General features: G+C 61.9%; 12 protein-coding genes, 1 tRNA gene and 1 pseudogene. 6 read left to right on the forward strand and 8 right to left on the reverse strand.

The features are described 5' to 3' along the window. Positions 1–42 precede the first annotated feature (42 nt). Both KKP04_RS06920 and ubiA read right to left on the reverse strand, forming a co-directional pair. Positions 43–831: a 3'(2'),5'-bisphosphate nucleotidase CysQ gene (locus KKP04_RS06920; protein WP_215028399.1), complete on the reverse strand. Its 789-nt coding sequence runs from the start codon at positions 829–831 to the stop codon at positions 43–45. A gap of 5 nt (positions 832–836) precedes the next feature. After that, positions 837–1,832 (reverse strand): 4-hydroxybenzoate octaprenyltransferase, encoded by a 996-nt coding sequence (ubiA, locus tag KKP04_RS06925; protein ID WP_215028406.1) that lies wholly within the window; start codon positions 1,830–1,832, stop codon positions 837–839. A 109-nt stretch (positions 1,833–1,941) separates the two neighbouring features. Here ubiA and KKP04_RS06930 point away from each other — a divergent pair, with 109 nt between their 5' ends. From KKP04_RS06930 to KKP04_RS06950, 5 genes are all read left to right on the forward strand, one after another. After that, the gene (locus tag KKP04_RS06930; protein WP_215028408.1) at positions 1,942–2,670 is read left to right on the forward strand and encodes a 16S rRNA (uracil(1498)-N(3))-methyltransferase; all 729 of its coding nucleotides are present in this window, start codon (positions 1,942–1,944) and stop codon (positions 2,668–2,670) included. Positions 2,671–2,739: 69 nt separating this feature from the next. Further along, the gene (locus tag KKP04_RS06935) at positions 2,740–4,116 is read left to right on the forward strand and encodes a glutamate--cysteine ligase (RefSeq protein WP_215028410.1); all 1,377 of its coding nucleotides are present in this window, start codon (positions 2,740–2,742) and stop codon (positions 4,114–4,116) included. A 336-nt stretch (positions 4,117–4,452) separates the two neighbouring features. Next, the gene (locus KKP04_RS06940; RefSeq protein ID WP_215028412.1) at positions 4,453–5,307 is read left to right on the forward strand and encodes an outer membrane protein; all 855 of its coding nucleotides are present in this window, start codon (positions 4,453–4,455) and stop codon (positions 5,305–5,307) included. Between the two features lie 190 nt (positions 5,308–5,497). Continuing rightward, positions 5,498–7,066, forward strand: coding sequence for a bifunctional aminoglycoside phosphotransferase/ATP-binding protein (locus KKP04_RS06945; protein WP_215028414.1), 1,569 nt, complete (start codon positions 5,498–5,500; stop codon positions 7,064–7,066). Between the two features lie 123 nt (positions 7,067–7,189). Beyond that, a complete protein-coding gene (locus KKP04_RS06950; protein WP_215028415.1) occupies positions 7,190–7,489 on the forward strand; it encodes a hypothetical protein in 300 nt (99 codons plus the stop codon). A gap of 93 nt (positions 7,490–7,582) precedes the next feature. Here the strand turns inward: KKP04_RS06950 and KKP04_RS06955 are convergent. The 6 genes and pseudogenes from KKP04_RS06955 to KKP04_RS06980 all read right to left on the reverse strand — a co-directional run bounded on the left by KKP04_RS06955 (position 7,583) and on the right by KKP04_RS06980 (position 11,704). Next, positions 7,583–7,660 (reverse strand) — tRNA-Pro (locus KKP04_RS06955). A 431-nt stretch (positions 7,661–8,091) separates the two neighbouring features. Beyond that, positions 8,092–8,394 (reverse strand): annotated as a pseudogene (locus tag KKP04_RS15495) (integration host factor subunit alpha); the annotation flags it as partial. 166 nt (positions 8,395–8,560) lie between these two features. Beyond that, positions 8,561–9,538, reverse strand: a complete 978-nt coding sequence (locus tag KKP04_RS06965; protein ID WP_215028420.1) for a beta-ketoacyl-ACP synthase III — start codon at positions 9,536–9,538, stop codon at positions 8,561–8,563. Beyond that, positions 9,535–10,599: a phosphate acyltransferase PlsX gene (gene plsX / locus KKP04_RS06970; RefSeq protein WP_215028429.1), complete on the reverse strand. Its 1,065-nt coding sequence runs from the start codon at positions 10,597–10,599 to the stop codon at positions 9,535–9,537. The genes KKP04_RS06965 and plsX overlap by 4 nt, the downstream gene beginning before the upstream one ends. 125 nt (positions 10,600–10,724) lie before the next feature. Continuing rightward, entirely contained in the window at positions 10,725–11,258 is a 534-nt protein-coding gene (locus tag KKP04_RS06975; RefSeq protein WP_215028430.1) for a hypothetical protein, read from the reverse strand. A gap of 2 nt (positions 11,259–11,260) precedes the next feature. Next, complete coding sequence (locus tag KKP04_RS06980; RefSeq protein WP_215028432.1) at positions 11,261–11,704, reverse strand: ubiquinol-cytochrome C chaperone family protein; 444 nt, start codon at positions 11,702–11,704, stop codon at positions 11,261–11,263. A gap of 251 nt (positions 11,705–11,955) precedes the next feature. Here KKP04_RS06980 and KKP04_RS06985 point away from each other — a divergent pair, with 251 nt between their 5' ends. Continuing rightward, positions 11,956–12,462, forward strand: coding sequence for an outer membrane protein assembly factor BamE (locus KKP04_RS06985; protein WP_215028434.1), 507 nt, complete (start codon positions 11,956–11,958; stop codon positions 12,460–12,462). Positions 12,463–12,511 lie beyond the last annotated feature (49 nt).

Raw genomic sequence — 12,511 nt, forward strand, 5'->3', positions numbered from 1 at the left:
GCCCTAAGCTTCGGCGCGCGCCGCTTATTCATTTTGAGCGACTCAGAGGGCGTCGCCCATGCGTTCCGCGAGGAGAGGATGGAGGAGCGGCCCCGCCGCGAGATAGCCCGGCACCTTCGCGCTTTGGTTGTTGAAGCGGAACGCCTTGCCGTTCGCATCGGTGACCGTGCCGCCAGCCTCGGCGACGAGGAGCGAGCCGGGCGCAACGTCCCATTCCCATTTCGGCGGCAGCGCGAAAGACGCATCGCCTACGCCGCTGGCGACAAGGCAAAGGCGATAGGTCATCGAGCAAATGTGGACAGGGTTCACCTCAGGCCACGGGCGGGTCCACCGGCTCCCTTTCAGGTGCCATGGCGAGACCATAAGCGTCGAGCCGGCAAGGGCGTCGCGCGTGCCGACGGAGATCGGCTGGCCGTTGAGGAAGGCGCCGCCGCCGCGGCGCGCTTCATAGAATTCGCCGCGAACGGGGTTGACTACCGCCGAAAGAACGACCTCGCCATCCTCGACGAGCGACAGCGCGACGGTCCAGTCGTCCCGCGCCTGAATGAAGGACTGCGTGCCGTCGATGGGATCGAGAACGAAAACGCACCGCGCCGAAAGCCGCGACTCATGCTCGGCGCTCTCCTCGGACAGCCAGCCGTAATCGGGGCGCGCCTCGCGAAGCTTCTGCGCGAAGAGGGCGTCCACCGCGCGGTCGGCTTCCGTGATGGCCGTTCCGTCCGCCTTCGTTTCACTGCGGATACCCTGCCCCCAGTAGGACAGCGCAAGATTTCCTGCCTCGCGCGCCGTCTCGCGAACCAGGTCGAAATCCCGTGCGAGGTCATCCGTCATGTGCGTCAACCCGGGATCGGTATCATGTCGAGGATCAGGGCGAAAAAGACCATTGCGCCGAACGAGTGGTTGCTCCGAAAGCGGTCGAGGCAATTCTGCCCGTCGTCCATGTCGAGCGTCGCGATCTGCCAGATGAGATGTCCGGCTGCGAGCGCCATGCCGGTATAGAAGACATAGCCCGCGCCCACAAGCGAGCCCGCCAGCGTGATCCCGACGATGGTGATGCCATAGAAGAGCGCGAGCCACGCGGGCGTGTTCTTGCCGAAGCGCAGCGCCGTGGATTTCAACCCGATGACGGCGTCGTCTTCCTTGTCCTGATGGGCGTAGATCGTGTCGTAACCGATGGTCCACGCCACCGCCGCCGCGTAAAGCAGGATCGGCGCGACGCCGAGCGAGCCGAAAATGGCGGCCCAGCCCATGAGCGCGCCCCAGGAAAAGGCGAGTCCAAGCACCGCCTGCGGCCAGAAGGTGACGCGCTTCATCAGAGGATAGATGAGCACGATGCCGATGGACGCGAAACCGAGCGCGATGGCGAAGGCGTTGAATTGAATCAGCACCGCGAGGCCGACGAGACAGAGCGCCACGATCAGCGCGAACGCGGCCTTGACGGAGATGCGTCCGCTTGCGAGCGGTCGGCTTTGCGTGCGAGCAACCTTCGCGTCGATATCGCGGTCGAGGATATCGTTATAGACGCAGCCCGCGCTCCGCATGACGAAGGAGCCTATGGCGAAAAGAACGAGGAGCCACACATAGGGAAGCGTCGATGCGACGTCCGGGAAGTCGTTGAGATATCGGGCGGCCAGCGCCACCGACCACCAGCAGGGCCACATCAGGAGCCACACTCCGATGGGCCGGTCGGCCCGCATGAGCCGGAGCCAGGGCTTGAGGCTCTCGGGCGCCAGACGGTCGACGAAATTGCGGTTTGGCGCGTCGGGAATCGTCTCGGCGGGGGACGCGCCCGCGCTCACCTTGTTTCCCGTTTCAGGCCATGTCGCTGGCATCGAATCCTCGTTCCCGGCCGCTTTTTCCCCGTCGCGCGAAATTGCAGCAACTCCTATGCTAAGTTTCAGTCACTGTCCTCACAACACCCAAGCATCAAATTTTGACGCCATGACCATGCAACGGATATTTGTCGCAAATAAACTCGATCCCGACGGGGAAATCGCGCTGGATTCCGCGCAGGCGCACTACCTGCTGCATGTTTTGCGCCTGTCGGAGGGGGCGGAGCTTCTGGCGTTCGACGGTACGAGCGGAGAATGGCTCGCCGAGATCGTCAAGGCAAGAAAAAGCACCTGCTCGATCCGCCTCACGGAGAAGGTGCGCGAACAAACCGCGCCGACCGGCATTCATTATGCGTTTGCGCCGCTGAAACAGGCGCGGCTCGATTACATGGTGCAGAAGGCCGTGGAGATGGGCGCGTCCCTTTTGCAGCCGGTGATCACACAGCACACCGCCGTATCTCGCATCGGTGCGGATCGGATGCGGGCGAACGCCATCGAGGCGGCGGAGCAATGCGGCGTGCTCACCTTGCCGGAGATCGGTGCGCCGATGAAGCTTGCGGCGTTCCTCCAGGCGTTCGACAAGGAGCGCGCGCTGGTCTTCTGCGACGAACGCGCGGAGGTCGCCTCCCCCCTCGACGCGCTTGAGGCGCTCTCGGGCAAGAAGGTGACGGCGCTTATCGGGCCTGAAGGGGGCTTTTCGGAAAATGAACGCGCCGATCTCCTCGCGCGGAGTTTCGTTTGCCCGATTTCGCTCGGGCCGCGCATCATGCGTGCGGACACGGCGGCCGTCGCGGTGCTCGCATTGCTTAACGCGACAGCGGGAGACTGGCGGCGTTGAAAAAGCGTCGCACGATTCACTATAGTGTCGCCAAATCCGGAACCCCAGGCGGCGACAAGGCGGGCCTTCATGTTAGCGAATCACGATAAAGCGCCTTTGATCGAAAGCCGCGACGACCTTGTGGCGGAGATTTCCAAGGGCGAAAAGCCGAAGTCGGAATGGCGCATCGGCTCGGAACACGAGAAGATTCCGTTTTATCGCGATACGCTGAGACCCGTGCCCTATGAAGGCGATTTGGGAATTTCGGCCCTTCTTCATGGCCTCGCCGAGCGTTTCGGTTGGCAGCCGGTCTACGATCTCGACAAAGTGATTGCGCTCGAAGCGCCCGCCGATCATGCGGGCGGCTCCATCACGCTTGAGCCAGGGGGGCAGTTCGAGCTTTCCGGCGCGCCGCTGAAGACGCTGTTCGAAACCTCCGAGGAAGTCGGCCGGCATCTCGAGCAGGTGCAGGAAATCGCCGATCCGCTCGGCATCTCGTTTCTCGCGCTCGGCTTTTCGCCGCTTTGGACCATCGCCGAAACGCCGCGCATGCCGAAGAGCCGGTACAAGATCATGACCGAATACATGCCGAAGGTCGGCCGTTACGGCCTCGACATGATGTACCGCACCGCCACGGTGCAGGTGAACCTCGACTTCGCGAGCGAGGCGGACATGGTGAAGAAGATGCGCGTCTCGCTCGCGCTTCAGCCCATCGCGACGGCGCTGTTCGCCAATTCCCCGTTCACGGATGGAAAGCCCAACGGCTATCTGAGTTTCCGCAGCGCCATCTGGCTCGACACGGACAACGCGCGCGCGGGCATGCTCCCATTCGCCTTCGAAGACGGCATGGGCTACGAGCGCTATGTCGATTACGCGCTCGACGTGCCGATGTACTTTGTGCGCCGCGATCACAAATATATCGATGCGGCGGGCCAGTCCTTCAGAGCCTTCCTCGAAGGGAAGCTGCCGCAATTGCCGGGCGAAAAGCCCACCGTCGAGGACTGGGCCGACCACCTCACCACGATCTTCCCCGAGGTTCGCCTCAAGCGCTTCCTCGAAATGCGCGGGGCCGACAGCGGCCCGTGGCATGCAACGCTCTGCGTGCTTCCCGCGCTATGGGCCGGACTTCTCTACGATCAATCGGCGCTCGACGCGGCGTGGGATCTCGTAAAGGACTGGACGGACGAAGAGCGCCAGCAGCTTCGCGACGATGTTCCGCGCCTCGGCCTCGCCACGCCGTTCCGTGGCGGCACGCTGCGCGAGCTGGCCAGCGCAACGGTAAGGATCGCCGAAGCGGGCCTGACCTCCCGCGCCCGCGAGCACGGCTTCAGGGACGAAAGCCCCTTTCTGAAGCCGCTTCACGACATTCTGGAAAGCGGTCTCACGCAGGCCGATGTCCTGCTTCGGCGCTATCATCTCGAATGGGGTGGCGACGTGCGCCCGGTCTTTACCGAAAACGCATACTGAAACCGAATCTCTTCTTTCGAAAACTGAGAGTCTGCGACTCAAAATCCGGGGCTTTTCGCCGCTGAACGGGAGGTCGCGCTTGGAATTTGGCCTCGTTGTTACCGGCCCTGGGGTTGCGGCGAGGACGAAAACTGTTGCAGTTTTTCAACAGATTTTTGTCACACCATTTTATAACAGATTGAAATAATTGCGCTTTCCACGAGGTCGCCTTTCCCCGCCTCTGAAAAAGTGTGCCAACCAACCCCAACAATCTTGAGTTTAGAAAAACGTCGTGCGATCACAAGTTCCAGTTGAGTTCACATCACGTTACAACTCTCGCGGGGAAAGAGGAGAGACATGACTCTCACGAAATTCGCTCTGGCCAGCACTGTGGCCCTCGGCACGCTTGCAATCGCTGCTCAGGCCAACGCTGCCGACATCTACACGCCCAGCATGAAGGACGCTCCGATCATCGTTGTTCCTCCGACATGGACCGGCTTCTACTTCGGTGGACATCTCGGTTCCGGCTGGGGCTCGTTCGATACGAAGCGCAACTGGTATTATAATGACCTTGAGCCCATTACCGACTTCACCTACGGCACCGTCGGCGGACGTAGCATGAATGACCAGAACGCCTTCGGTGGCGGTCAGTTCGGCTACAACTGGCAGACGGGCGGCAACTTCGTGTTCGGTATCGAAGTCGACATCGGCGGTCTCGGTGGCGAGAACCAGCGGACCTTTGTTGCCGACACGCTTATCTTGGGTGGTCTTCTCTCGGATCGGGCAATCGTGAATGTCAAATCCGAAGGTGGCTTCTACGGGGACGTGACGGGTCGTCTCGGCTATACTTGGGGCAACACGCTGCTTTACGCGAAGGGCGGTTTCGCCTGGATCCAGCCGGAGATCAAAGTTTCTATTGCCGAGACGCCCTACCTGCTGGGTATTCCGGGGGAAACGGAGTACTTCCGTCGCACCTATGACGATACGCTCACCGGCTGGACGGTTGGCGGCGGTCTCGAGTTCATGCTGAACCCGAACTGGACGGTGAAGGTCGAGTATCTGCACTATAACTTCGAACTCGACAATAATCGCTGGGGCTGGAACGATTTCAACGACTGGCGCCTGCTCGACGACAGCTACACCGTCGACACCGTCAAGCTCGGCGTCAACTACAAGCTGTCGCAAGCTCCTGTCTACGCGCCGCTCAAGTAGGCTGGTCCCGTACCGCCAAAATGAAGGCCCCCACTCCGGGGGCCTTTCTTTTTTACCAACGCGCTTCCCCGAATCTTCGCCGCTGCGGGGCGGAGCCGAAATCGTCGCGCTACGCCGCAGGGATTCCCGTTGCGCGCGGGCGTGAACGCGAAGATGATGGCCGGTGTCATTGAAAGGGAGCCGATCTTCCTTGTCGAACGCCACGCACCACGGCAATCCGGAAAGCGACGGACAGGCACCCGTCATCGCCTTTCTGTCCGAGCCGGAGACCTACGGCGTTTCCGAAGTGGAGCGTGTCGATACGCATGGGGCCATCGTTTTTCTGGCCGGGGATCGCGCCTACAAGCTCAAGCGCGCGGTCAAGCTTCCCTATCTCGACTTCTCGACGCTCGAAAAGCGCCACGCCATCATCTCACGCGAGTTCGGCATCAATTCCCACGCATCGCCTGAACTTTATCTGTCGATCCAGCCGGTGACCCGCAGGGAGAACGGCGCGCTCGCGCTCGGCGGTCCCGGCGAGACGGTCGACTGGGTGCTGGTCATGCGCCGTTTCGACGAGACACTCCTGCTCGACGCGCTGGCCCGCGACGGCCTCTTCGACCGCGCGATTGCCGTTGACCTCGCCAACACGGTGGAGCATTTCCACCGGCACGCGTCCGTCGTGACGAATTCGGGCTTCGCCCGGTCGCTGCTCGGCGTCGCGGATACGCTGGAAGCCACCCTTTGCGGCCCGGGACCGAAATCCCACGGATTGGAAGTCTGCCCCTACATCGCGACACTCAGGCGCGAACTCGACGACAATCTTGCGTTCCTTGAGGCGCGGCAGCGCGAGGGCTTCGTGCGGCGTTGCCATGGCGATCTCCATCTCAAGAACATCGTGCTGTGGGACGGAAAGCCCGCGCTGTTCGACGCGCTGGAATTCGACGACAGGCTTTCCACAATCGATGTGCTTTACGATCTGGCTTTTCTCCTGATGGACTTGTGGCAACGCGGGCTGAAACTTCAGGCGAATATCATTCTCAACCATTACCTTGAAATGGCTGCGATCAGTGAGGTGAAGGGGCTGGCGCTGCTCCCGCTGTTCCTGTCATTCCGCTCGGCGATCCGCGCGATGACCGGCATTCACGGGCTGGCGGTTTGCGCGCCGCGCGACCACGGGCGCATTCTGCGCGAGGTTCGCGAATATGCTGCCTTCGCCACGCGTGTGATCGAGCCGGGGCAGCCCCGACTTGTCGCAATCGGCGGCCTGTCCGGCACGGGTAAGACGACGGTCGCGCGCGAAGCGGCGCCCTTCATCGGCGCGGCCCCGGGTGCGCTCCATATCCGCACGGATGTCGAGCGCAAAAGCATGCATGGCGTCCAGCTCACGCACCGCCTGCCGCGCGAAACCTACACCCCGGAAAGCCGCGATGAGGTTTATCGCCGCGTCATCAAGAAGGCCGAGGTTGCGCTGGACAGCGGGCATTCGGTCATCCTGGACGCGGTGTTCCCGGAAGCGATGCAGCGCAGTCGGCTTCGGGAAGTCGCGCAGCGGGCGGGCGCCGGATTCCTTGGCGTCTGGCTCGACGCTGGACCCGAGATACTTCGCGAACGTGTCATCGCACGCCAAGGCGATGCTTCCGACGCCGACATCGCGGTGGTCGAACACCAGTTGCGGATGATCGAACCGCCCGCCGACTGGCTTCGCGTCGATGCGAGCGGTGAAAAGGGCGCGTGTGCCGCGGCCATTGAGCGGGAACTCGACGCGAGAGCGTTTTAGTCACCGACTCGTAAGCGCGAAGCCATGTCCGACCCGGCGGAGCGCGCTTCCTCTCCCACCCCACGCTTGCCGTTTACGACGTTCGTGTATTGTTCTCGCCAGTCCAAGTGCTATGCTGCCCGAATGCCCGATAAGGAAACCCGCCTCCTGCGCCTGTTCGACCTCGCCCCGCGTGAGGTTATCGAAGTCCAGTGCCCATGCGGCAAGATCGTCCATTTTCCCAATGGCTACCTTCAGCGCAAGCGTGGACTGCCCTCGGACACGCTCATCTTCGATCTGCAATTCAAGCTCCGCTGCCGCCAGTGTGGCGGGCGCGACGGCTTCAGAATCGCCATCGTCGATCTCTCGGATGTTGGGGATAGCTCGAAACCAGCGCGGGGGCGTCTCGTGGCTGAGGGGGTAGGCTGCCCAAATGGCGGGTAAGGCGGTCTGCCGCATACGCGGCTTCTATTTCGCTGGCGCTCCGCAGGGGTGTTTCGGCGATTTTTAGCGAGCCAGCTTAAGTCTCTATTTTATTGGTCGGAGCGAGAGGATTTGAACCTCCGACCCCCGGTCCCCCAGACCGGTGCGCTAACCGGGCTGCGCTACGCTCCGTTGCCGCGCACTTTGCGGGCAATCGGCCCGCCCGTCAAGCACTGTAACGGGCCGATTTCACTATGACGCGCCGATCAGGATGAGACGACGCGCTTTTTCGACGACGAGGTTTTCGGTGTGGCCGAGCGTTTCGGCGCGGCTTCGGCCTTGGCCTTACCGTCGCCTCCTGCTGCCTTCGGCACAGCCGACTTCACGCCGGCCTCTTTCGCGGCGGGCTTGGGCGCAGCCTTGACGGACTTCGCCTTCTCCGCCTTCGGCGCCGCCTTCGCGGGCGCGGCCTTCTCCTCGACGGGAGCCGCCTTCGCCGACGCCTTCGCGGGCTTCGGTTTCGGCCCTTCATCGGCCTTTGGTGCGGCCGCCGCTTTCGCCCCCGCCTTAGCGGATGCCTTCGCCGGCGCAACCTTCACCGCAGGCGGAGGAGGCACAACCTTTGCCAGACCGGCATTGATCCGGTCTTTCATGATGTTGCTGGCCTTGAACACGATCACGCGTCGCGGCGTGATCGGAACGATCTCGCCGGTTTTCGGGTTGCGTCCAACGCGCTCGGATTTCTGACGAAGTCCGAATGAACCGAAGGAAGAAAGCTTGATTGGTTCGCCACGCTCAAGCGCGTAAACGATTTGTTTGAGAACTAACTCTACAAGTTCAGCTGCCTCGTTGCGAGGTAGGCCGACTTTCTCGAAGACTGCCTCGGCCAAGTCGGCTCGGGTCAGTGTTTTCCCGTTAAGCGCCATGACGCGCCGTGTCCCTCCCCATAGAACGAAGCGCAGACAATGTTAACGCTCGGCCTGTGCCATAGCAAACACTAATCTTGTAAAAATCCCTTTGGAAACAGCTATTTTTGGGCAAAAATGCCGCAGGGACGCTGCACGTTAACCTTATGTTGTGAAAATTCCCGGCTCACCACCGGATGAGGTTGGCGCCCCAGGTGAACCCGCCGCCCATTGCTTCGAGCAGGACGAGATCCCCGCGCTTGATCCGGCCGTCCTGAACGGCCGTCGAAAGTGCAAGCGGGATCGACGCCGCCGACGTGTTGCCATGGCGATCCAGCGTGATGACGATCTTGTCCTCGGCTATGCCGACTTTCTTCGCCGTGCCATCAAGGATGCGCTTGTTGGCCTGATGCGGAACGAACCAGTCGATATCGCTTGGACGAAGGTTGTGAGCAGCGAGCGTGCGCTCGACCACGTCCGAGATCGCATTGACGGCAAAGCGGAAAACCTCCTTGCCCTGCATGCGCAGATAACCGACCGTCTTCGTGGAAGACGGTCCGCCGTCCACATAGAGCTTGTCCTTGTGGCGGCCATCCGAGAACAGCATCGAGCCGATGATGCAGCGCTCGCGCATCGGATCCTGCACCTGGGTTGCTTCGAGAACCACCGCGCCCGCACCGTCGCCGAACAGCACGCAGGTGCCGCGGTCCTCCCAGTCGAGGATGCGGGAAAACGTTTCCGCGCCGATCACAAGGGCACGCTTGCCCTGCCCCGCCCTGATGAAATTATCCGCCGTCGCCAGCGCATAGGAGAACCCCGAGCACACCGCCTGGATGTCGAAGGCGAAGCCGTGGTTGAGGCCGAGGGCTGCCTGGATCGTCGTCGCGGTCGAGGGGAAGGTGTTGTCGGGCGTGGACGTCGCCAGAATGATGAAATCGATCGCCTGCGGATCGATCCCCGCGTGATCGAGCGCCGCGCGCGCCGCCGCAATGCCGAGGTCCGAGGTGTTCTCGCCGTCGGCCGCGATGTGGCGCGTCTTGATGCCGGTTCGCTCGCTGATCCACTCGTCCGACGTATCGACGATGCGAGCCATATCCTGATTGGTAAGCATGCGCGCCGGGAGGTACGACCCGCAGCCTAGAACGACCGATCTCGTTTGTTTCACTGGGCAACCGCTTTCAGGACTTGTTCCGGTTGGGCCTGAAGAGAGTTATGGAAGCTCTCGACGCCGCGCTGGATATCCGCGACCAGACCGCTGGCTGCCATGTCGTAGCCCAGGTCGATGGCGCTTGCAAAGCCCACCGCGTCAGCACCGCCATGACTTTTTATTACAACGCCATTCAAACCGAGGAACATCCCGCCGTTCATCGTTCGCGTGTCCATCTTTGCGCGGAGCGCCTTGAACGCGCCTTGCGCGAGAACCGCGCCCAGCCTCGACATCAGCGAGCGCGTCATCGCGGCCTTGAGATAGGCGCCGATCTGCTTCGCTGTGCCTTCCGCCGTCTTGAGCGCAATGTTGCCTGCGAATCCCTCGGTGACGACCACGTCGACGACACCCTTGCCGAGGTCGGTGCCCTCCACGAAGCCGTAATAGCTGATCGGCAGTCCCGGCGTCTTCAGCGCCGCCGCCGCGCGCTTGATCTCTTCGAGCCCCTTCACTTCCTCCGAGCCGATGTTGAGAAGGCCGATTGTCGGCTTCTCCACCTGGAACAGCGCACGGGCCAGCGCCGCGCCCATATTGGCGTTATCGAGGAGCCCCTTGGCGGTCGCCCCGACATTCGCGCCGACATCGAGCACGATGCTCTCGCTCCTGAGCGTCGGCCAGAGCGCGGCGATGGCGGGGCGTTCGATGCCGGGCAGCATGCGCAGGCAGAATTTCGCCATCGCCATCAGAGCGCCGGTGTTCCCGGCCGAAACCGCCGCCTGCGCCTCGCCCTGCTTCACCGCTTCGAGCGCCATCCACATGCTGCTCTTCCAGCGGCCGTAGCGCAGCGCCTGACTCGGCTTGTCGTCCATCGCAATGGCGATGTCGGAGTGAACGATCTTCGACACGGCGGCCAGCGGCGAATCCTTCGACAGATGCGCGCGGATCTCGTCTTCGCGGCCGAATATGATGTAGCGCGTATCGGGATGCCGGATGAGCGAGAGCGCCGCGGCCGGTATCACCACGGACGGGCCGAAATCTCCTCCCATCGCGTCGAGCGCAATCGTGATTGGCGTTCCCATGCTTGAAACCAGAAGCCCCGCATTGCCCCGACTAGGCTCTAACCGTGTCCAACAGACGCGGCACCATACTGTATAACGGTTTTGTGACAACGAAAAAGATGGCCGCGATTTAGGTCTGCGTCTTCTTATCCATCCCCGCTGTCGCCGGTCCGCGGCCGAAGGCGGATAAGTTCGGCAAAGGGATGCGCGTTGCTTTCGTCGGGCGCCTGCCAGGCGAGGCTGTCGCCCTCGTTACGCGGATAAGGTTCGAGCGAAACCGAAAACAGCTCGCAGAGAAAGGCGCCGACAGGGATTTGCGCGCCCGAGAGCGCCTCGGGCGGCTCCTGCTCGAAAGACGGCTCATCGTCGCCATTGCCCCGGATCATCTCCGGCGGCCAGAATTCCACCTGAAAGCTCTCGTCGAGGCTCGCGGGCACGTCGGCGAGGTCGACCACGCTCGCCTGCACGATGTCCGCCTCAAGCCGTCCGCTGACCCTGAAGCGGCCCCCGTTCAGCAGAACGACCTGCACAGACGCCGAAAAGCTCTTGATCTCGCGCACCTCGGCGTAGGTGGCGAGAGCCTCGCGCTCGGAAGCGTCGGCCTCGAAGGAGAGCTTCTCGACGGCGCGCGTCAGCGTATGCGTATCGATCGACCAGCGAAGCGGCGGTGTTTTCGGCATCGTCAGACCGCCTGCTTCAAGCCGTAGACTTCAGGGAAGTTCAGGTGCCCCTGCAGGAGCATGTTGAGCGGCATTTCCCCAACATTCTTTATGGAATGAAAGATGTAATCGGCGAGTTCGTCGGCCGCGACATCGGCGTTCTCGTCGCCGGACTGGAAGCTCTTCCAGATCGCCTCGGCCAGCGCCGCCTTGTTCTTCTGCTCGACGGCATTCGTATAGACAACGAGCTGGCGATAGAAAAGGTCGGCGATCTTGCGGACTTCCTGCGCCACATAAGCGTCGGCGATGCCCAGATCGCGCACCATGCTATCCATCTCGCGCACGAAAGCCTCGATGATTTCCTTGCCGAGGAGCTTCCCCTCGTTCGCACCGAGCTTCAGGTTCTGCATGACGATGAACATGTGGATCACCAGCATGTCGAATCGTCCCGACAGCGTATCGGGCACCCCGCATCGCACATAGAAAACCGGATTGCGCGACTGCGCGACTATCGAATCGTATATTTTCTCAGCGGCCTCACGGCGGGCTGAGCGTTCTGCAAACCAGCGGAACATCGTTCGGCCTGACTCCAGTTTTGCGCTCTTGGGGCAACGTACCTTATAAAGCCTTAATCGCATCCAAAAAGGGTGCAATCACGTCGGGGCATGTTTGGTCAGAACGCGAGGCGCTGACAGCAGACAGCAAATTTGAGGGCGAAATGTCAAATCAATCCTCGAAGGAATTCGGACGAAAATGCCGGCGGGCGAAGACGGTCGTCAGGGCTGTCGCCATTTCGTCGGCACTGGCGGCCGGATGCTTCATGCTCCCCGGCTGCGCGGGTAACGTCATCAAGCAGGGACATCAGTTTCAGGAAGAAGATCTCAATCAGGTCCGCGTCGGAATGGGCAAGGATGAGGTCGTCCTGGCGCTCGGCACGCCGGACACGCAGTCGGCCATCGCGGGCGGCACCTATTACTACGTGTCCCAGACCGCCCAACAGCCCATGGCCTTCATGAAGCCGGAGGTTATCGACCGGCACGTCGTGGCCGTATACTTCGACAAGAAGGACAAGGTCGAGCAGATCGCCAATTACGGGCTGAAGGACGGCAAGGTGTTCGACTTCATCCGCCGCGAAACGCCCGTCTACACGCGCGATCAAGGCATGCTGAAGGAAATCTTCCGCAATATCGGCATGGGTCCGGCGATCCCGGGCGTGCAGAAATAAGCTTTCCGACCAATTCTCGCCCCCCGTATGTGCCGCACGCGGGGGCGAG

The sequence above is a fragment of the Rhodomicrobium sp. Az07 genome, assembly GCF_018619475.1.
GTDB lineage: Bacteria > Pseudomonadota > Alphaproteobacteria > Rhizobiales > Rhodomicrobiaceae > Rhodomicrobium.

What these genes read in the sequence shown, in the direction of transcription:
- KKP04_RS06975 (WP_215028430.1), bottom strand. Translation starts at nt 11,258, where the DNA reads ATGCCGAAAACACCGCCGCTTCGCTGGTCGATCGATACGCATACGCTG.
- KKP04_RS06935 (WP_215028410.1), top strand. Translation starts at nt 2,740, where the DNA reads ATGTTAGCGAATCACGATAAAGCGCCTTTGATCGAAAGCCGCGACGAC.
- KKP04_RS06940 (WP_215028412.1), top strand. Translation starts at nt 4,453, where the DNA reads ATGACTCTCACGAAATTCGCTCTGGCCAGCACTGTGGCCCTCGGCACG.
- KKP04_RS06985 (WP_215028434.1), top strand. Translation starts at nt 11,956, where the DNA reads ATGTCAAATCAATCCTCGAAGGAATTCGGACGAAAATGCCGGCGGGCG.
- plsX (WP_215028429.1), bottom strand. Translation starts at nt 10,599, where the DNA reads ATGGGAACGCCAATCACGATTGCGCTCGACGCGATGGGAGGAGATTTC.
- KKP04_RS06950 (WP_215028415.1), top strand. Translation starts at nt 7,190, where the DNA reads ATGCCCGATAAGGAAACCCGCCTCCTGCGCCTGTTCGACCTCGCCCCG.
- KKP04_RS06920 (WP_215028399.1), bottom strand. Translation starts at nt 831, where the DNA reads ATGACGGATGACCTCGCACGGGATTTCGACCTGGTTCGCGAGACGGCG.
- ubiA (WP_215028406.1), bottom strand. Translation starts at nt 1,832, where the DNA reads ATGCCAGCGACATGGCCTGAAACGGGAAACAAGGTGAGCGCGGGCGCG.
- KKP04_RS06930 (WP_215028408.1), top strand. Translation starts at nt 1,942, where the DNA reads ATGACCATGCAACGGATATTTGTCGCAAATAAACTCGATCCCGACGGG.